Raw genomic sequence first — 18580 nt, 5'->3', positions numbered from 1 at the left:
TCCAGGCGTATAGTCAACCCAACTTCAACACCTTTGGGAGACTTAAATGAACATTCTGCAAATTAACTCCAGCATCCGCGCCGAAAATGCCTATTCCAGTCGCCTGGCCGATAGTTTGGTTGCCGGCTTACGGCAGCAGGCGCCGGCCGCAAAATTGACCGTGCGCGACTTGGCGAAAACCCCGCATCGGTTGCTTGATGAAGCGGCTTTGATCGCCTTGAGCACGCCCGCCGAGCAGCGCAGCCCGGCACAAACGCAACGGGTGGCGCTGGACGATGCTTTGATCGCCGAGATTCAACAAGCTGACGTCGTGGTATTGACCGCGCCGATGTATAACTTCGGCATCCCGGCGCAACTGAAAGCCTGGATAGACGCTATCGCCCGCGCCAGGGTGACGTTTCAGTACACCGAAAACGGCGTGGAAGGCTTGCTGAAAAATAAGCAGGTGTATGTGATCCAGACCGCCGGCGGCAAACACAGCGGCACCGAGGCCGATAGCCAAAGTACTTATTTGCGGACGATATTGGGATTTTTGGGTATGACCGATGTCACCTTTATTTATGCGGAAGGTTTGGCTATGGGCGGCGATGCCGAGCAGCTGGCCTTGCAAGCCGCCGCTACGCAAATCGCCGCGTTGGCGGCCTGATCTTTAAGCTTATTTGGGAGATTAGCGATGAACACAGAAATAGTAAAAATCGATGTAGTACAGCAGTCGCGCGGTATCGAACAACTCGTGGTTGGGCATGCGACGTCGGACGGTGCCGGCGTGAAATTGACTCGCGTGCTGGGCCAAGCCTTGCAGCAACGTCTCGACCCGTTTTTAATGCTGGATGCTTTCGGCAGCGATAAACCTAACGATTACATCGCCGGCTTTCCCAATCATCCGCATCGCGGCTTCGAAACCCTGACTTATTTGGTTACCGGGCGGATGCGGCATAGCGATAACGCCGGTCATCAAGGCTTGCTGGAAACCGGCGGCATTCAATGGATGACCGCCGGGCGCGGGATTATTCACTCGGAAATGCCGGAACAAAAAGACGGTTTGCTGGAAGGCTTTCAATTATGGATCAATCTGCCGGCGGCCGAGAAGATGCAGCCGGCCGGTTATAAAGACGTGCAAAGCGAGCAGATTCCGGAATTGCTCACCACGGACGGCGTCAAGGTGCGGGTAATTGCCGGCAGCAGCCATGGCGTAGCGGGCGCGATTCAACGGCCTGATACCGAACCGCTGTTTCTGGACGTGCATGTACCGGCTGGCGCCAGTTTCAGTCAGTCGCTACCCGTCGGCCATAACGCCTTTTTCTATGTTTATCGCGGCGAAGTGGCGGCGGCCGAGCGGGCGGTTTCCGCGCAACGCATGGGCGTTTTGAACAACGATACGGTGGCGGATGGGGTGATCTTGCAAGCCAAGCAAGGCAGTCGTTTGATCTTGGTGGCCGGCAAACCCTTGCGTGAGCCTATTGCTCAGCACGGGCCGTTTGTGATGAACACCCGCGAGCAAATCGAACAAGCCATCGACGATTACCAGGCCGGTCGTTTTAACGTAGCGGCTTAGAAGCAAACAAAACCTTTTCTTGGGAGTAGAGACGATGAATTGGGCCAAGCCTGACAACGCCAAATTGCCGAGGATGCCAGCCATATTCATCGGTCACGGCAGCCCCATGAATGCGATTGAAGACAACGAATTTAGCCGGGCCTGGGGATCGCTGGGACAAAGTCTACCTAGGCCAAAAGCCATTCTAGCTGTCTCCGCGCATTGGCAAACCAAGGGCACGTTTATCACCGCGATGTCGCAGCCACCGACCATCCACGACTTTTACGGCTTTCCGCAAGCCTTATTCGATTTTGTCTATCCTGCGCCGGGCAGCCCTGCATTGGCGGCGAGGATCAAGGCGCGGATGCCCGGGATTGAGCTGGATCAGGACTGGGGTTTGGATCATGGCAGTTGGTCGGTTTTGTGCCATCTGTTTCCCGATGCGGACATTCCGGTTTTACAACTCAGTCTGGATACAAAAAAGTCGCCGGAACAGCATTACCAACTGGGTAAAGCTATACGCTGCTTGCGAGACGAGGGGGTGTTGATCGTCGGCAGCGGTAATATCGTGCACAACTTGCAAGTGGCGATTTGGCGGGATACTGCCCATGACTGGGCCGTCGCGTTTGCCGAGCGGGTTAAACGCTTGATTGCCGCAGGCGATCACAGCGCCGTCGTCAAATACCGCGAGTTAAGCGATGCGGCGTTGGCCATCCCGACAGACGAACATTTTCTGCCCCTCCTGTACATCTTGGGCTTGCAAGGTGACGGCGAACAGGTCGGTTTTTTCACGGACAAAACCACGCTGGGTGCTATTGCCATGTTGTCTGTGCAAGTAGGTTAACGTCCGTCATGTAGTTTGGCTTACTTCCCGCCGATCATTGAATATTCGCCGTTTGTGGTGGTCTGTTTGCGCATTCGGGCATAAAATCCGCCGATTAACCATTCTGTGCGCCGCCAGCAATATGCCCAACGATCCAATTCGCCGCAAGTCACCCGAACACAAAGCCAGCAATAGTGTTGCCGTTCCTGGAAATACGCAGCGCGAATACGCCGCTGGCTGGGCGGACTATGAATTATTGGATGCCGGTGACGGTAAGAAACTGGAACGCTGGGGCGACGTGGTGACGATACGCCCGGAGATTCAAGCGCATTTCCAGCCGGGTTGGTCGTGGCCGGATTGGCAGGCGAGGGCGGATTGGGAGTTTGTAGAGCTGTCATCCACGCAAGGCACCTGGAAAAAATTGAAGCCGCAGGCTAGCGAACACTGGCAAATTGCTTATCAACAATTGCAGTTTGGTTTGAAGCTGACCAAATTCAAACATCTGGGCTTGTTTCCGGAACAACAAGCCAACTGGCGGTTCATCGCCGAGCGGGTCAAACCGGGCGACAAACTATTAAACCTGTTTGCTTACACCGGCGCGGCCTCGCTGGTGGCCAGGATGAATGGCGCGGAAGTAGTGCATGTCGATTCAGTCAAGCAAATGCTGGATTGGACCCACGACAACATGGTGTGTAGCGGGCTGACCGACATCCAATGGGTGTTGGAAGATGCCTTGAAATTTGCCAAGCGCGAACTCAAGCGCGGCAATCATTACGACGGTATCATCATGGACCCGCCGGCCTGGGGTTTGGGCGCCAAGGGCGAAAAATGGAAACTGGAAAATCAGCTGGCCGACTTGATCGAAACGGCGCGCGGCTTGATGAATCCGGGGGCGTTTTTAGTCCTGAACACCTATTCTCCCAAAGTGGACTTGCAGGATTTAGCCCGCGCTGCCGCCCCTTGTTTTGCTAAACGCCAACTCGAAATCAAACAACTGTGGATGCAGAGCCAAACCGGCAAAGCTTTGTTTTATGGAAATTTGCTGCGGGCCATGGCTTAATCCGCGAATGGATTGAGGACCCGAATTCCTGTGCCGGCAAAGTCACCAACATTCCGCGTGACAACGGTAAGATCGTAAATTAACGCCGTAGCAGCGATCAATTTATCCAAGGGGTGTTGAGGATTTGGTACGCGCATTTTCCCCCAAACCAGGGCAATCTCGTTGTCGATAGGCAAGACATGATGGCGATATTCCTGCATAAGCTGGTTTAGCCAGTTCTCGAGTAACTTGCCTTGGCTAAAATCGCCGCGGTGATAAATCAGATCCACGCCGCGCCGCAATTCACCGACGGTGACGACAGAAATATACAGCTTGTGATCATTTTGGGCGACGCCGGCAAAGAACTGGTTAACGCCCGGATTTGTCTTGCTGCCTTTGCGGATTTCGCTAATCACATTCGTGTCAATCAAATACATCAGCCAAATCGCTCTCGGTATCCACACGCAGAAAGTCAGTATCCGAACCGACATTGGGCATGGCGGCTAGCACTTCCGTAAAAGATTTCCGTTGCGGCCCGGTCAAAACCTCCGCCAGGATGGCGCGATGTTCTGCTTCTGTGGAACGATGGTGGGCGGCAGCTCTGGCTTTCAAAGCCTTAACCAGCGATTCATCAAGATTTCTAACAACAAGGCTGGGCATAGCTAACTCCAAGGGGTGGTGCTATCAATGCTAGCATGCGCTTTGGCGTAGCGGTAGTCTTTTAACTCTACCGTTGTTGGCCCGTAAAAAACGGCCGAGTCGCAAATACACCGTCGGCAAAACGCTTGCCCTGCCACGACAAACTGCGTTTCAACACAAAATCGAAGCGAAACGGATGATATTCCTGCAGAGCCAGCAACGGTTCGACGGCATCGCCCGCCAGCAGGCCGGCCTCGGCAAAAGCCGACGGCGAGATCAACGGCAAAATGCCGGTCAACGGGTAATCCGAGCCGTAAAGCAAGCGGCTATGCCAGCTGGTTTCCGTCAGCAGGGTTTTGATTACGCCCATATCGCGGTTGCGTAACACAATCGCCGAAATGTCACCGTATAGCCGGTCCTGCCACTGTTTATCCGCCATCAACTTGGCAAACAAATCAAAACTTCGCACTTCCCGGCCGTCTTCATCCACATCCTGGCCCAATGTCGCACAATGGGCAATCACCACCCGGACGCCGGCATCGAGAGCTCGCCGCAAACGCAGCGGATTCCCGAACAAAGGTTGGTCTGCACCGTGCAAGGCGTTTTCTTCGCCGCCGTGGGTAATGATCGGGATGTTCAATTGTGCCGCCGCTTTATAAAACCGGTCGCATTGCGGCGAAGCCGGGTCTATGCCCATTGCCGGCGGCAGCCATTTCACGGCGCGGGCACCGTTGGCGGCGGCCTGTTCCAGTACAGATGCGCAATCGGGGCGATAGGGATGAATGCTGGCTACCCATTCGAAGCGCTGCGGATAGCCTTGCGCCAAACGCTGAGCGTACTCGTTGGGGACAAAAAATGCGGTATTCGCATGATCCGGGTCGCCGCTGGCCCCATGTGCGCGGTCAAACGCATACAACATGGCCTTAGCGCCCTTGGGCATGTTGTCCAGCAAGGCTTGTAAGCGTTTGACAAAGGCGGTGTCTTGGTTGGTGTCAGGGATGCAAGCCGCGTTGGCGTAAGCCCAATGTTGCAGGGTTTGCACCGGGTGCTTGAGCGGGGCATGCATATCCGGCGTTTGCGTAATGCCGCTACCGCCGTCGCCGGAGCCGATGATGTGCGTGTGACAATCCCACCAGTCTGCCGGATCGATGCCTTGCCAAGCGGCGGTTTCCAAGGCCGAAGCAGGCGTCCCAGCCGGATCGAGACAGGGATTAGTTAAGCGAAACAGTGCAGACGCCGGCATGCTGGCGGTGGCCAAGCCGGTAGCCGCCAGTTTTAAAAAGCGGCGGCGGGCGCGACTGGTAGCGGGCACGCGATGGTTTGATGTCATGGGGTGTTTTCTAGGTCGGATACTGTGGGGATAGGATCCGCAAAATCAAATGGGTTGTAAAGAGGTTGGGGCGGATTTTGCTTGGCTTGGTGCTAGCGCCATGGCCTTGCAGATTGGGTGATTATTAACCCGGCTCTTAAATTTCCTGGAAGGTGGAAGCCGTTAGACGGCTCAGGAGTTTCGTGCAGCTGCTGCGCTCCCGCTTTTGCGGGAGCAACGATGTGTAGAGGCCGGGTTAAAAAATTCTTAGAACTTAGAAACTTATTGCGCCCTCAAGGAAGAACGTTCTTTGTGGATAAGGATGAAACACATAAGCCGTTTTGTCCGTTAGGTTGTTGATACCGAATGAGATGCGGCTTTTCGCAGGTTTACCCAGCAAATCGTACTTAAAGCGGTAGCTGGTTTTAAAGTCCAGGAAGAAAAAACCGTCCTGCGAGCCGAACACATTGTTGACGTGGTCTTTGTTATCAATATCGTTGTAAGAGTCGCTGGTATACCGGCCCGCCATCGAGACATCCAGTGCTTCGTTCACATGATAGGTCGCCAGCGCATTAAAACGCCATTCCGGCAAGCGGATACGTTCTTTGCCGGTCAGGTTAAAGCGGGTAAGTGATCCGTTCGCTTCTTGAAAGTTAATGTCCGGCCCGCCGTCTTCCACAATAGCGTTCATCCAGGTGGCGTTGAAATTCAGATCAAAGTCAGAGTCGAGCACGCGAGCTTGGTCATACACCAGTTCCACGCCGGTAGTGCTGGTGGCGGGAATGTTTTGGAAGGCATTTTCAGTCAAGATGCCGGTGGCGCGTCTAACCTGCTGGATAGTGTTGCGGATGTCGTCGCGGAACACATTGACCCGCACGTAACCGTTGTCCAGTCCGTATTCGATCATAAAGTTATGATGCCAGCCGTCCTCGGCCTTTAAATTCTCGTTTGCCGTGGTTATGCTCGTCGGCGACTGGAGATTTTGATACAGCTCTGCGATGACCGGAAAGCGGTAGGCGCGACCAAACGAATAACGGAATTTCCAATTGGACGGCTCAAATCCCAACGATGCTTTCGGGGAGATGGCGTCGTCGCTACGATCTGACAATGCACGGTTAGAGCCCACGCCACTGGACGCCAGCCACCACTCGTAACGTGCGCCCAATGTCAAATCCCAGTCCGGCGCAAAGTGATAGGCGAACTGACCGAACATCGCATTGGTAGTGACTTCACCTTGGTTACGCCGTCCTATGGTTTCTGAGCCTATCTGATCGGCCGAATAGCTGTTATAGGAGAACTGTTTGAAGTTCATGTTGTAGTTGTCGAAGTGGTAACCGCCTAAAAATTCCAAGGGTTTCCAGCCTAAAAATTCCCGCGTGCTGAGCTTCAAGTCGTAGTTTTTCCAATTGAAATCGTCAAATACTTGCAGTTGGCCGGTATTTTGGTTTCGAAGGTCGTCAGGATTAAAAAAAGCGGTTCTGCGCTCGTCTTTGATTACATCCAAGTAGCTGAACGTGGTGTCTATATCCCAGGTGTCGGTAATCGCCCCTTTTACCTGCATGCCGATTTGCATGGTTTGTCGTTCGTCATCGGACGGCCCGAAGCCGCTGTTCAAAACGTTGAATGCTCTTCCCGCGTAAACGGCATCGCGAGAATTGGTATTGTTATCGCCGTAATAGGCATTGCCGTTTGCAGTGGTCAGGTAATTACGCGGTTTTTCGGATTTACGAGTGCGCTCCTCGAATGCACCGGTAAATATCGCCTGCAAATCCGGCGTGATGTCGTATCCCACTTTGAGTTTAACCAGATCGGTATTGACCAACTCGGGGCCGGTGTCGCCGTAAATGTAACTAGGCGTGCCGCGGGTGTCCAGAATTGGCACCGCGCCATTGACTGCGGTCGTTACGCCGGTAGGATTGCGCAAACCTGTATTATCGATGAAGTAACTCATAGGCTGGCTTTCCGCTTCCAAGCGGTTGTAGGAAAGCAGCGCAGACCATTTATCCAAACGATTGCCATACGAAAAATATTGCCGGTTGCCGTCAAAGGTGCCGCCATCCGCGCCAATATTCTCCCAAGGCTGCACAAAGTAGCTGGTTTCCGCGTAGTACTCTTCTTTCATTGGCATGTGGGTTTTAAGGTTCACTACCCCGCCGATGGAGTTGCCGCTGTATTCCGCAGAAAATGGACCGTAAACCACGTCAACCGCGTCGATTTCGTTTGGGCCCACCATCGACCAGCGCGGCGCACCGTTAAAAGAAGCCTGCAATTGATTGTGTAGCGGTAAGCCATCGGCATACACCATGTTTCTGGCCGTCGAGAACATATCGGCCCCGCGGATGCCTAACACGCCGTTCGGGTCGCCGATATAACGCTGACGTATCTGCAAGCTTGGTTGATACTTGACCGCTTCTTCCGTGGTTTGGGCGTTTTGCCGTTCAATTTCGGCGCGTGATAGGCGGGTTGATGGCGAGGTGAAATGCGAGTCTTTCGCCACTTCACCGGTGATCACCATTTCTTCCATTACTTCGTCTTTGGTGCTGCCGCCCGCAGCAGGCGTTTCCGACGACACTTGTTTTGATGCTGTTTGACTATTGTCAGCAGTGGGCTGGTCCGATGGCTTGGAAGCTTCTGCATTTTTTGCCGTATGTTTCGTGGCGTCGCCTGTACTTTTCTTCTGTGTTTCAGCGATGGCGACATTGCTGGTAATAGCCAGCAGAACAGCAGTAGACAATAAAGAACGCATCGGCAATCTATAAGACGCTGATTTATCAAGTGTTTCGGATTGATTTTTCACGTTTGATCTCGGTTGTAATTATTATTTCTGGATTATTGCGAAGTTTGTTTTAGCCTTTTGATCTACTCAATTTGAGCGATTTTCCGAGCTGGATCATGCTGATAGCTAACAGGTTTTCCGGATAAAAAATATTCCGAATTTCCGGCAAGATTGGGGCCAAGATTAAATGTCTTTGATTTTATTGATAAATAATTAATGGTCGTGTTTTATTTTTAATAAACTGTGTTATTTAACTGATTTTTTAAGTTTTTTTGGGCGATACGCCTTGCTATTCCATGGTGCTATGTCTGAGACATAAACTTTTAAACAAGCGAGAGTTTTAAAAAAATGTCGGATAGTTCAATAATTTGATAGGCGTATTGGTTTGCACAAGATTGCGTGGCTTAAAAAGATTAAACCATTCGTTAAAGCAGCCGGTAGGTAAAAGCAAAGTAATAAACTATGTTAAATGACTACATCGCCTGAGTTGAACATGGACCACAGCAACTTTATCGTTACCTCTGCCGTTTGGGCTTGAATGTCGTCTGGACTGGCGCTAAGGTGTTCCGTTTTTTGATGGCAAATTCGGCCCTGGCAGCTAATTTAATAAGGATACTATGAACACAAGAACCATTCTGGTTGGTCTAGCTTTAAATCTCATTGGCTGTAGCGTGGTTTTGGCGGAACAGCCCGAAATAAAACCCTTCACTCCCGGCAGCTACCAACAGATTTTGGCGGTAAATGCCAACAAGCCGCTAATGCTGGCAATCTGGTCGGTGGATTGCCCATCCTGCCTGAAGGACATGGACATACTGGGTAAGCTGCACGAGAAACATCCGGCTTTGAAAATCGTCATGCTAGCCACCGACGACGCGGAAGCCTTGCCGGAGATCAAACGTATCATCGACAGCCATAAACTCGGCGGGCTGGAGAATTGGGCTTTCGCCTCCGATAATCCGGAAAAACTGCGTTACGAGATCGACCCGGCCTGGTATGGCGAATTACCCAGAACCTATTTCTTCGACGCTGGCCATCAGCGGGTGGGTAAGAGCGGGGCGATGTCGTTGGAAGAATTTGAGGCGCAACTCGGTAAGCTGAAAATGTAATGCAGCCAAATCCGGCCCGTCAGCCGTGGGGCGCGGGCTGCCGCAAACGGTACAGGCCATAAACCGCAAAGCCGATCAGGTTCCAGATCAGAAAATACAGCTGCGTAGTGCTCGGCAGGCTGATAAACAGATACAGGCAGCCCAGTATCGCCACCGGTCCGGTGATCCAGACAAACGGTGCCGAGAATTTCCGCGGCATTTCCGGCTGTTGATGCCTGAGCAACAACATGCAAACCGCCACGACACAGAATGCCAGCAGCGTGCCGGCATTGGCCAGCGCAGCGATGTCCGCCAGCGGAAACACGCCGGCGATGATACTGACGATCACGGCGGTAAACACACTGGTGCGAACCGGCGTACCGCGTGGCGACACCTTGGCCAAGCCGCGCGGCAGCAAGCCGTCGCGGGCCATCGCAAAGAAAATCCGGCTCTGTCCGTAAAAAAACGCCAGCACTACCGTCGGCAGGGCGATGACGGCCGATGCCGCCAGCCAGCGCGCCGCGTTAGGTTTGCCCAACTCGCGCAAAATCAGCGCCAGGGGCTCGGGGCTGTCGGCGAAGCGCCGATAATCCAAAGCGCCCAGTGCCGCCACTGCCACCACGACGTAAATGGCCACGCAGATTAGCATCGAGCCGACGATGCCTAGCGCCAAATCGCGGTCGGGGTTACGGGTTTCCTCAGCCGCGGTGGCAATCGCATCGAAGCCGTAGAAGGCAAAAAAGATGATCGCCGCCGCAGCCATTACGCCACGCTCGACGCCGTCCGCGCCGAAGGTTTTAATGAAACCAAACGGCATAAAAGGTTGGAAATGTTCGGCTTGGAACAGCGGCAACACCACCGCGATAAATACCAGCAATGCGGTCAGCTTGACCACCACTAACAAGGCATTGACGCTGGCGCTCTCTTTAGTGCCGATCAGCAATAGGCCGGTGACTACCAGGATGATGAAAATCGCCGGCAGGTTAATCAAGCCACCCAGTTCCGGGCCTTGCATCCATTGCATCGGTACGCCCAAGCCTTCGTGCAACAGCGGCGCTGCATAACCGGACCAACCCACCGCCACCGCACTGACCACCAGCGAATATTCCAAAATCAAACTCCAGCCCACAAACCAGGCGGCCCATTCGCCGATCACGATATAGGCATAGGTGTAAGCGCCGCCGGCGGCCGGCATCAGCGTGGCCATTTCCGCATAAGCCAAGGCCGCGCAGGCGCAAATCGCTCCGGCAATCACAAACGCCAATATCACCCCCGGCCCGGCCTTGGCCGCGCCAACCCCGATCAAGGTTAAGATGCCAGTGCCGACAATCGCCCCCACGCCCAGCGCCATCAGGTGCGGCCACCTTAACGTGGCGGTTAATCTATGTTCTGTCGGCACATTGTCAGCAGCCGGCCAGGGTTTACGCTGGCGCCAATTGTTCATATCGCGTCCCCGTTGCGGCGCGCAAGCCGGTAAAATACCCAGTCAATTCGGTCTATCCCAATGGAACCCCACATGAAAATCATCTCCTGGAACGTCAACGGCATTCGCGCCGTGCAAGATAAAGGTTTTGCCGATACGCTCAGCCAACTCGATGCCGACTGCGTGTTGCTGCAAGAAACCAAGGCTCAAGACGAGCAAGTCAGCAAGGCTTTGGAAAATATACACGGCTATCACCTGTACTCCAACTCCGCGGAACGCAAGGGTTATTCCGGCGTGGCGATATTAAGTAGGCAGGAGCCGCTGCAAGTGATGCACGATATGGGCATCGCTGAACACGACCAGGAAGGCCGGATCATCGTCGCCGAATTCGAGAAATTTTATTTGTTGAATGTCTACGTGCCTAACTCTGGCGACGGTTTGGCGAGACTGGATTATCGGCAGACTTGGGATAAAGAGTTTTTAGCCTACATGCAAAAGCTGCAAAGCCAAAAACCGCTGATTGCCTGCGGCGATTTCAACGTCGCCCATCAAGCCATCGATATTGCCCGCCCCAAAGCCAATTACAACAAATCGGCCGGCTATACCCAAGTCGAGATCGATGGTTTCAGCAATTTTGTGGAGGCCGGTTTGATCGACAGTTTTCGGCACCTGCATCCGGATACCGTGGCTTACAGCTGGTGGAGCTACCGCGCCAATGCCCGTGAAAAGAACATCGGTTGGCGGATCGATTACGTGCTGACCAGCCAGGCGCTGCTCGGGCAAATCAGCGATGCGTTCATTCTGCCGGACGTATTCGGCTCAGATCATTGCCCGGTCGGCATCGAGCTGGCGCTTTGAGCGAAATGATCGAAAAGTCCCCTCTCCCTCCGTACCCGCAGGGCATAAAGGAGAGGGTTAGGGTGAGGGATGTTTTTAATTTTTTTATTCCGACAATCATGAGCGACCAACAGCATTTGCTACAACACCGTCAAGCGCTGCTGGCCTGTACTCGCTGCCCGGCCATGATCCGCCCGGTGGTCAGCGGCAAGCCGGTGCTGTCGCCGGTGTTGCTAATCGGTCAGGCACCCGGCGATAAAGAAGGGGTGTTGGGCAGGCCGTTTGCCTGGACGGCGGGTAAGACGATGTTCAAATGGTTTGCCCAGATCGGCCTGGACGAAGCCAGTTTTCGGGAGCGGGTCTATATGGCGGCGGTCTGCCGCTGCTTTCCCGGTAAAAATCCCAAAGGCGGCGACCGCGTACCCAATCCGCAGGAAATCCAGCAATGCGCGTCCTGGCTGCAAGCGGAAGTCGAGCTGTTGCAGCCCAAGTTAATCATCCCGGTCGGCAAGCTGGCAATTCAACAAATGCTACCGGTCGATAAACTCAGCGATGTCATCGGCGGTTTGCACCACTTGAATTTTCACGGCCACGACACCGACGTCATCCCACTGCCGCACCCCTCCGGCGCCTCCACCTGGCATCGCACCGAGCCGGGTGCCGGTTTGCTGCAAGCGGCGTTGGCAACTATTCAGGCGCATGCGGCCTGGCGGCAAGTGTTGGGGCGTCCAACGTAGGGCGCAATAACCAACGGGCATTGCGCCGCATTTAATCAACTTGCTATTGAAAATAAAAAAATGGATTACCGAAGAATTTGGCACCCCGGCGGTACCTATTTTTTTACCATCAATTTGTTACAAAGGAATGGTAACGATCTGTTGATACAACATATTCAACCGTTAAAAGATGCGATCAAAACGGTAAAAACTCATCACCCGTTCAATATTCACGGTTGGGTGGTATTGCCGGAGCACATGCATTGTTTGATCGAATTGCCGGAAAACGACATCGACTACGCTACGCGAATAAGGCTTATAAAAATTGGATTTTCCAAGGTAATACCCAAAACCGAACGGAGATCGACCGTAAGAATAAAGCGGGGAGAACGCGGAATATGGCAACGGCGTTATTGGGAGCACCTGATACGCGATGAAGCTGATTTTCAAGTTCACTTGGATTATATACATTACAACCCGGTGAAACATGGTTGGGTAAAACAAGTAAAAGACTGGCCATACTCGACTTTTCACCGATGGGTTGAAAAGGGCGTCTATCCGTTAGATTGGGCGGGAGTTGGCGGAGATTTAAATGACTTAGAGTAGTTTTAAAATGCGGTGCAATGCCCGTTGGATAGGGTGCCTTACGGTTTTCGTGTTACAAGTCCAATTGTAGGGCGTCAATAGGCGCAGCCGTATTGCGCCCTACGAGCTCAGACGCTGGGGTTTGTGGATGCCATCAGATTTTGAGACGGTATAAAAAGTCGCCTGGTTCAACCGCCGGATGCGGAAAACCGCATGTCCGGTGGTGTGGGAGAGGGGGCGGGCGCAATCCCGTCACCCCGATCTGATCGAGCTATACGCCGCCCTTTTTACCCGGTTCCAGGGAAATTGCACTTTTCGTCTTGCTGAACTGTCCGGCTAGCTTAGGTAACTCCCACAACGAAAAGTAGCCGAATGCTACTGCTCCGAGCAAGACGACTACTGCAACGGCAACTATGCCCCAAGTTTCGATTTTAGCGTCTGCGAATGCATTCAGCGCTGCGAGCCCAACTACTGACAGCAAGCCGGTAATGGAAGCAGTCAGAGTCCCCGCAAAACCATATTTGGCAAATTCGACGTATAACTTCTTTTGTTCAAGCTCCAATTGCTGTTCTTGAAGCCTGAGTTCCATTTCTCTGAGTTCCGCGTCTGTTAATTCTGGCATAGGTAGTAGTCCGTTGTTCGCAAAGAAATCGGCTGGTCGCTCTACGTTAAGGTAAGGGGTGAGCCATATACTAAAGTCAAACGAAGCCACTGAACTTTGATAAAAACACATAAAATTCAGCCCATCCTAAGCTCCCGAACAAATGCGTCAAACTCAGGGGGCGGTCTTTTCGGCAACCATATTATGCAGGAGCCTAACGGCAAAGTCATTCCGTCAAGCTTTTTAAGTTGTAAACCCTGGACACAATAATCAACGGCCATGATGCCGAATTCCGTCGTCATGGCCCAGGCCCCACAGCTGACAAATCGGTATTCTGCTCGCTCAATGCCCAACCACCACCGAGCGCCTTATACATCTGCACCTGGGCGACCAGCACGTCCAGTCTGGCCTGTACCCGGCTGTTTTCGGTGGTCAGGTAGCTGCTTTGCGCGTTCAGCAGGGCCTGGTAATCGACTGCGCCGAGCCGGTAGCGGTTTTGCGAGATGTCGTAGGCCAGTTTGGCTTGGGCGGCGGCGTGTTGCAGGGCTTGCAGGCGGCGGCTGGAGTTGGCGTAGGTGGTGGCCGCGTCTTCGACTTCCTTGAAGGCGGTCAACACGGTTTTCCGGTAGTTTTCCACCAATTCGGCATTCGTTGCCAGGGCGTTGCCCAGGGCGCCCTCCAGGCGGCCGCCCTGAAACAAGGGCTGGGTCAGGCCGGCCGCCAGGCTGGCCGCGACGCCGGCCGGTTGCGGATTGGATAGCGCGCTGCTCAGGCTGAGCTGCAATCTGGGATAAAACGCCGCGCGGGCCACGGCTATGTCGGCATTGGCGGCGATCAATTCCATCTCCAATCGACCGATGTCGGGCCGACGCTGCAACAGCGTCGCTGGCTGCTCGGCGGCGATTGCCGGCACGCTCAGTGCGGCGAATTGGGCCGGCGCCAGGACCAGATGTTGCGGCGGATGGCCCAACAAGATGGCCAGTGTGTTTTCCGCCAGGGTTTGCTGTTGCATCAGTAAATCGAGGTTGGCGCGGGCGTTGGCCTGAGCGGTGCGCTGCTGCGCCACTTCCAGTTCGTAAGCGGCGCCGGCCCGTTGCCGGGCTTCGATGATGGTCAGAATTGCAGTAACCGTGTCCAAAAAGTCGCTGGCGATTTGCCTCCGCTCCTGGATAGCCAGCAAATTGAAGTAGGCCTGGCCGACATCGGCCATCACCACCAATTGCAAGGCATCGCGGGCAAATACCTGGCTGAGCAGCCGTGCGCTGCCGGCATCGCGCCGGGCCCGGTTGGCGCCCCACAAATCCACTTCGTAAGCAATGTCCAACTGGCCGCTGGTTTTTTGGGTGTCGCTGGCGTTGTTGCGGGTATCGGTAAAATCGCCGTTCAGGGTCGCTGCCGGCCATAGCCCGGCACCGGCGATGCGGGCCTGGGCGCGGGCTTGTTCGATCCGCTGGCGGGCGGCGTTCAAGTCGTTGTTATAGGCCAGCGCGTCGGCCATCAACCGGTTCAACTGCTCGCTGGCAAACGCCTGCCACCATTGCGGATTGATGTTGGCGGTGTTGGACTGTGCGGCCTCCCGCCATTGCGTAGGAGTTTCCACGACGGGGCGCTGGTAGTCGGTCAATAGATTGCAGCCGGTCGCCAATAGCACCGTGCCGGCCAATAGCAAACGCACAGGCTTGATCAAACGTATTCTCGAATCGCCATGGGTCTTCATTCCCACGAAACCGGGAAGCCATGGTGATGTAAGCTGTTGATTGGATTCCCTCATCCCAGCCTTCTCCCTGAGGGAGAAGGAGTCTTTTTGAGCTGTTAGAAAGTCCCTGAAGTCAAGGTTAACCACTTTATTCATTCCGCCGCCAAGGCCACGACCGGGTCCAGATGCGCGGCCTTGCGGGCCGGTAAATAACCAAACAACAAGCCGGTGCCAAAGGCGCAGGAAAAAGCCAGGATCGCCGGCAGCGGCGAGAACAATACCGCCATGTCAAAATACTTCAGCACATAACCGGAGGCAAAGCCCAGCAACACGCCCATCAGACCGCCCAGAGTGCAGACCACGGCGGCTTCGGTATTGAATTGCAGCAAAATGTCGCGGCGGCGGGCGCCGGTGGCGATGCGGATACCAATCTCCCGGGTGCGCTCGGTGACGCTGACCAGCATGATGTTCATCACGCCGATGCCGCCCACCAGCAGGGAAATCGCCGCGACGATGCCCAGCATCAACGTAAAGGTGTTCTGGGTTTCGGTGGCCGATTCGATGATGGAGGCCATATTACGTATCCGAAAATCTTCGGTTTGGTGGCGGGCGATCAACAAGTCGCTGATGGCTTGTTGGGTGTCGTCAATTTTGTTCAAGTCGCGAACCTTGACGGTGATGCCGCCCAGATATTTTTGACCAAACAGCCTGATCAAACCGGTACTGATCGGCACAAACACTCCATCGTCGCGGTCGCTGCCCATCGCGTCGGCGCCTTTGGGCGACATCACGCCGATCACTTCAAACGGAATATTGCCTATCATCACAAAGCGGCCGATAGGGGCTTCGCCTTCCACAAAAAGCAGTTTGCGCACCGTTTCGCCCAGCACCATCACCGGCGCATAGCGGCGCTGGTCGCGTTCGTCGAAGAAGTCGCCGCTGCCGACCGGCCAGTCGCGCACCATCGGCATGCTCGGCGCGACGCCTTGCACGCTGGTGGCGTAATCGACGGCGCCGTAACGCACCGTCAAGCGACTGCTGCGCTCGGGCGACGCCCATTCGACATTGTCCAGTTCGGCTATCGCCTCGGCGTCGGCCAAAGTGAGTGTCGCCACGTCGCCGCCGCCGCGAAAACCGGTCAGGCCGGGGCGAATCGACAAGGTGTTGGTGCCCATCGCCCGCATCTGATCCAGCACTTTTTCCTGGCTGCCCTGGCCGACCGCCAGCATCGTCACCACTGCGGCGACGCCGATCACAATGCCCAGCAAGGTCAGGGCGGTACGAAACAAGTTGGCGCGCAAAGATCGCAACGCGGTTTTGGCGGCTTCGCCCAGTTCGGCCAGTAAACCAGCCGCGCCGATGCCGCGGTGCTGGGGCGGGGCCAATCGCTGTCCGCTTTGATTGGCGGTGCCGTCGCTGACGATTTTGCCGTCGGCGATATGAATGACGCGCTGGGCGTGGGCGGCGACTTTGTCGTCGTGAGTGATCAATAATATGGTGCGGCCTTCCTGATGCAAGGCTTTCAATAAGGCCATCACTTCCGTACCGCTTTGGCTGTCCAGCGCGCCGGTAGGTTCGTCGGCCAGGATGACCGGCGGATCGTTCATCAAGGCGCGGGCGATAGCAACCCGTTGCTGTTGGCCACCGGACAGTTGCATCGGTTTGTGACCGCTACGCTCGGCCAAACCGAGTTTGCCTAGCAATTGCAAGGCGCGTTGCTGGCGCTCGGGTTTGGGCAGGCCAGCGTACAAGGCTGGAATCTCCACATTTTCGGCGGCGGTTGCGGTATTCAACAGGTTGTAGCGTTGGAAGACAAAGCCAAAGCTTTCCCGCCGCAGCTCTGCCAGCTGGTCAGGGTCTAAATCCGCGACATTTTGTCCCAGCACTTGGTAGTTGCCGACATCGGCTTTATCCAGACAGCCGATCAGGTTCATTAATGTCGATTTGCCCGAGCCGGACTGGCCGATGATCGCCACAAATTCGCCGGGCCAGATGCTCAGCGACACGTCGTCCAGCGCGCGGACGATGGCATCGCCGTTGGGGTAAAAGCGTTGAATTTGTTCAAGTTGCAGCAGGGGCAGGGCGCTCATAGTCTGGGTACTCCGGCGCCGGGGTAGCCTTGATTGTTTTTGCGGTTTTTGGCCTTATCGTCCATGCCGGCGTTGATTTGTAGTTTGTCGCCGACGGCCAGGCCATCCAGCACTTGGGCAAAGCGCCGGGTTCTTAAACCAATTTGCACGACTTTGTCTTGCGGGCCTTGCTCGGTCAGCACTTTCACTTGGTAAGCATGGCCGTTGCCTTGATCTTCCTTACGCTGACGTGGGCCCAATGCATTCACAGGAATCAGCGGCACTTGCTCGGCCTTGCCCAACACGAAAAACATCTGGGTGCTCATGCCGGTCATCAGTTGCCGGTCTCGGTTATCCACGTCGACCAGCACGTTGTAAAGCACCACGTTATTAATCACTTCCGGCGTCGGCAAAATCTGCCGCACAGTGCCTTGCCAGCGGCGTTCACCGGAGCCCAGCGTGGTGAAATATACCGGCATGTCGGAGCGCAGGCGCATCACGTCGGCCTCGGCCACTTGAGCGCGCACCGTCATTGTGTCCAGTTTGGCTAGTTGCAGGATGGTTGGGGTGGTTTGGTTGGCGTTCAAGGTCTGGCCTTCGCGAGCCTTTTGATCGACCATGGTGCCGTCCATCGAGGCGAAGATTTTGGTGAAACCCAGATTGGTTTTGTCGCCGTTCAAGGTCGATTGCACCTGTTCGATTTGGGCTTGCAGCGACTCGGCAGTGGCTTTGGCGTTTTTTAGCGTGAATTCGCTGTTCTGGAAGTCCTGGACGCTGACGCCCTGGCTTTTCAGCAGTTCGCGGTTGCGGTCGTATTGTTGCTGGGCAAACACCACTTGCGCTTGCTGGCCGGCCAGTTGCGCCTGCAAGTTTTTGATATTGGCCTCGTCGGCAGCAACGCGAGCGGCGTAAATGCGCGGGTCGATCTGCGCCAGCAATTGGCCGGCTTCGACGTTATCGCCGATCTTGACGTAAATCTTTTGCAGCTGGCCGGTGACTTGGGCGCCGACATCCACGTATTCCTTGGGCTCCAGCTTGCCTTGGGCGGTGACGTTTTCTTCCAGATCGCCCAAAGTTACTTCCACTCTGTCGGCTTTGTCCTGGTTTGCGTGTTTGGGTTGCTTGGCAAAATACCAGCCGCCAACTGCGACCGCGATAGCCAATAAAAACAGAGCAAGCCAGCGCAGACGCCGGCGGTTTGGGGAGGAAACGAGCGATTGCTGCATGGCAATAATGTATGTCTACTTGAGGATGACGGATAGTTTCCCGACCGGCAGTAGTGGCGATGGCTTCGACAGCGGATAGCAGGATATGGCTTGGCGGGATGCCGGAACGCTAGCTCAAGCCGCCCGCCAAGTCTGCAGGGAGTTTATGCTTTGGTATCGGGCTTGGCAATACTGGGAAGGTAAAGCTTGGTAAAGATGAGGTATCGGATTTTGGTTAGCGTC

General features: G+C 54.8%; 17 protein-coding genes. 8 read left to right on the top strand and 9 right to left on the bottom strand.

The features are described 5' to 3' along the window. Positions 1 to 46 precede the first annotated feature (46 nt). From JWZ98_RS17825 to JWZ98_RS17810, 4 genes are all read left to right on the top strand, one after another. Positions 47 to 646: an NAD(P)H-dependent oxidoreductase gene (locus tag JWZ98_RS17825; RefSeq protein ID WP_205451238.1), complete on the top strand. Its 600-nt coding sequence runs from the start codon at positions 47 to 49 to the stop codon at positions 644 to 646. Positions 647 to 673: 27 nt separating this feature from the next. Further along, entirely contained in the window at positions 674 to 1555 is an 882-nt protein-coding gene (locus JWZ98_RS17820) for a pirin family protein (protein WP_205451237.1), read from the top strand. Positions 1556 to 1589: 34 nt separating this feature from the next. Beyond that, positions 1590 to 2378 (top strand): 4,5-DOPA dioxygenase extradiol, encoded by a 789-nt coding sequence (gene ygiD / locus JWZ98_RS17815; RefSeq protein WP_205451236.1) that lies wholly within the window; start codon positions 1590 to 1592, stop codon positions 2376 to 2378. A gap of 121 nt (positions 2379 to 2499) precedes the next feature. Then, the gene (locus JWZ98_RS17810; RefSeq protein WP_205451235.1) at positions 2500 to 3417 is read left to right on the top strand and encodes a class I SAM-dependent methyltransferase; all 918 of its coding nucleotides are present in this window, start codon (positions 2500 to 2502) and stop codon (positions 3415 to 3417) included. On the opposite strand, the gene JWZ98_RS17805 is transcribed toward JWZ98_RS17810, so the two are convergent. The 4 genes from JWZ98_RS17805 to JWZ98_RS17790 form a co-directional block, all read right to left on the bottom strand. Continuing rightward, a complete protein-coding gene (locus tag JWZ98_RS17805) occupies positions 3414 to 3833 on the bottom strand; it encodes a type II toxin-antitoxin system VapC family toxin (RefSeq protein WP_033158368.1) in 420 nt (139 codons plus the stop codon). The two genes, JWZ98_RS17810 and JWZ98_RS17805, sit on opposite strands and share 4 nt — an antisense overlap. After that, positions 3820 to 4056, bottom strand: coding sequence for a DNA-binding protein (locus tag JWZ98_RS17800; protein ID WP_033158369.1), 237 nt, complete (start codon positions 4054 to 4056; stop codon positions 3820 to 3822). The genes JWZ98_RS17805 and JWZ98_RS17800 overlap by 14 nt, the downstream gene beginning before the upstream one ends. Positions 4057 to 4123: 67 nt before the next feature. After that, on the bottom strand, positions 4124 to 5365 hold the full coding sequence (locus tag JWZ98_RS17795) for an amidohydrolase family protein (protein WP_101054631.1): 1242 nt from the start codon (positions 5363 to 5365) through the stop codon (positions 4124 to 4126). 253 nt (positions 5366 to 5618) lie between these two features. Further along, positions 5619 to 8141, bottom strand: coding sequence for a TonB-dependent receptor (locus JWZ98_RS17790; RefSeq protein ID WP_240348081.1), 2523 nt, complete (start codon positions 8139 to 8141; stop codon positions 5619 to 5621). 596 nt (positions 8142 to 8737) lie between these two features. Between JWZ98_RS17790 and JWZ98_RS17785 the strand changes: the two genes are divergently transcribed. Beyond that, complete coding sequence (locus tag JWZ98_RS17785; protein WP_033158370.1) at positions 8738 to 9226, top strand: hypothetical protein; 489 nt, start codon at positions 8738 to 8740, stop codon at positions 9224 to 9226. Positions 9227 to 9245: 19 nt separating this feature from the next. On the opposite strand, the gene JWZ98_RS17780 is transcribed toward JWZ98_RS17785, so the two are convergent. Next, positions 9246 to 10649, bottom strand: a complete 1404-nt coding sequence (locus JWZ98_RS17780; RefSeq protein WP_033158371.1) for an amino acid permease — start codon at positions 10647 to 10649, stop codon at positions 9246 to 9248. 72 nt (positions 10650 to 10721) lie between these two features. Here JWZ98_RS17780 and JWZ98_RS17775 point away from each other — a divergent pair, with 72 nt between their 5' ends. From JWZ98_RS17775 to JWZ98_RS17765, 3 genes are all read left to right on the top strand, one after another. Further along, on the top strand, positions 10722 to 11486 hold the full coding sequence (locus JWZ98_RS17775; RefSeq protein WP_033158372.1) for an exodeoxyribonuclease III: 765 nt from the start codon (positions 10722 to 10724) through the stop codon (positions 11484 to 11486). A gap of 98 nt (positions 11487 to 11584) precedes the next feature. Then, positions 11585 to 12202 (top strand): uracil-DNA glycosylase family protein, encoded by a 618-nt coding sequence (locus JWZ98_RS17770; protein ID WP_205451234.1) that lies wholly within the window; start codon positions 11585 to 11587, stop codon positions 12200 to 12202. 60 nt (positions 12203 to 12262) lie between these two features. Continuing rightward, on the top strand, positions 12263 to 12787 hold the full coding sequence (locus JWZ98_RS17765; RefSeq protein WP_205451233.1) for a transposase: 525 nt from the start codon (positions 12263 to 12265) through the stop codon (positions 12785 to 12787). A gap of 250 nt (positions 12788 to 13037) precedes the next feature. Here the strand turns inward: JWZ98_RS17765 and JWZ98_RS17760 are convergent, their stop codons facing one another. The 4 genes from JWZ98_RS17760 to JWZ98_RS17745 all read right to left on the bottom strand — a co-directional run bounded on the left by JWZ98_RS17760 (position 13038) and on the right by JWZ98_RS17745 (position 18358). Then, positions 13038 to 13388 carry a hypothetical protein gene (locus tag JWZ98_RS17760; protein WP_205451232.1) on the bottom strand — a complete coding sequence of 117 codons (351 nt, stop codon included), beginning with the start codon at positions 13386 to 13388 and terminating at the stop codon, positions 13038 to 13040. A gap of 277 nt (positions 13389 to 13665) precedes the next feature. After that, positions 13666 to 15084: an efflux transporter outer membrane subunit gene (locus JWZ98_RS17755; protein ID WP_240348079.1), complete on the bottom strand. Its 1419-nt coding sequence runs from the start codon at positions 15082 to 15084 to the stop codon at positions 13666 to 13668. 131 nt (positions 15085 to 15215) lie between these two features. Continuing rightward, positions 15216 to 17153, bottom strand: a complete 1938-nt coding sequence (locus tag JWZ98_RS17750) for a MacB family efflux pump subunit (protein WP_205451231.1) — start codon at positions 17151 to 17153, stop codon at positions 15216 to 15218. Further along, positions 17150 to 18358: an efflux RND transporter periplasmic adaptor subunit gene (locus tag JWZ98_RS17745; protein WP_240348077.1), complete on the bottom strand. Its 1209-nt coding sequence runs from the start codon at positions 18356 to 18358 to the stop codon at positions 17150 to 17152. Before JWZ98_RS17745 ends, JWZ98_RS17750 begins: the two co-directional genes overlap by 4 nt. Positions 18359 to 18580 lie beyond the last annotated feature (222 nt).

This window comes from Methylomonas sp. EFPC1 (genome assembly GCF_016925515.1).
GTDB lineage: Bacteria > Pseudomonadota > Gammaproteobacteria > Methylococcales > Methylomonadaceae > Methylomonas > Methylomonas defluvii.
This window is presented reverse-complemented; position numbering and strand designations above follow the sequence as displayed.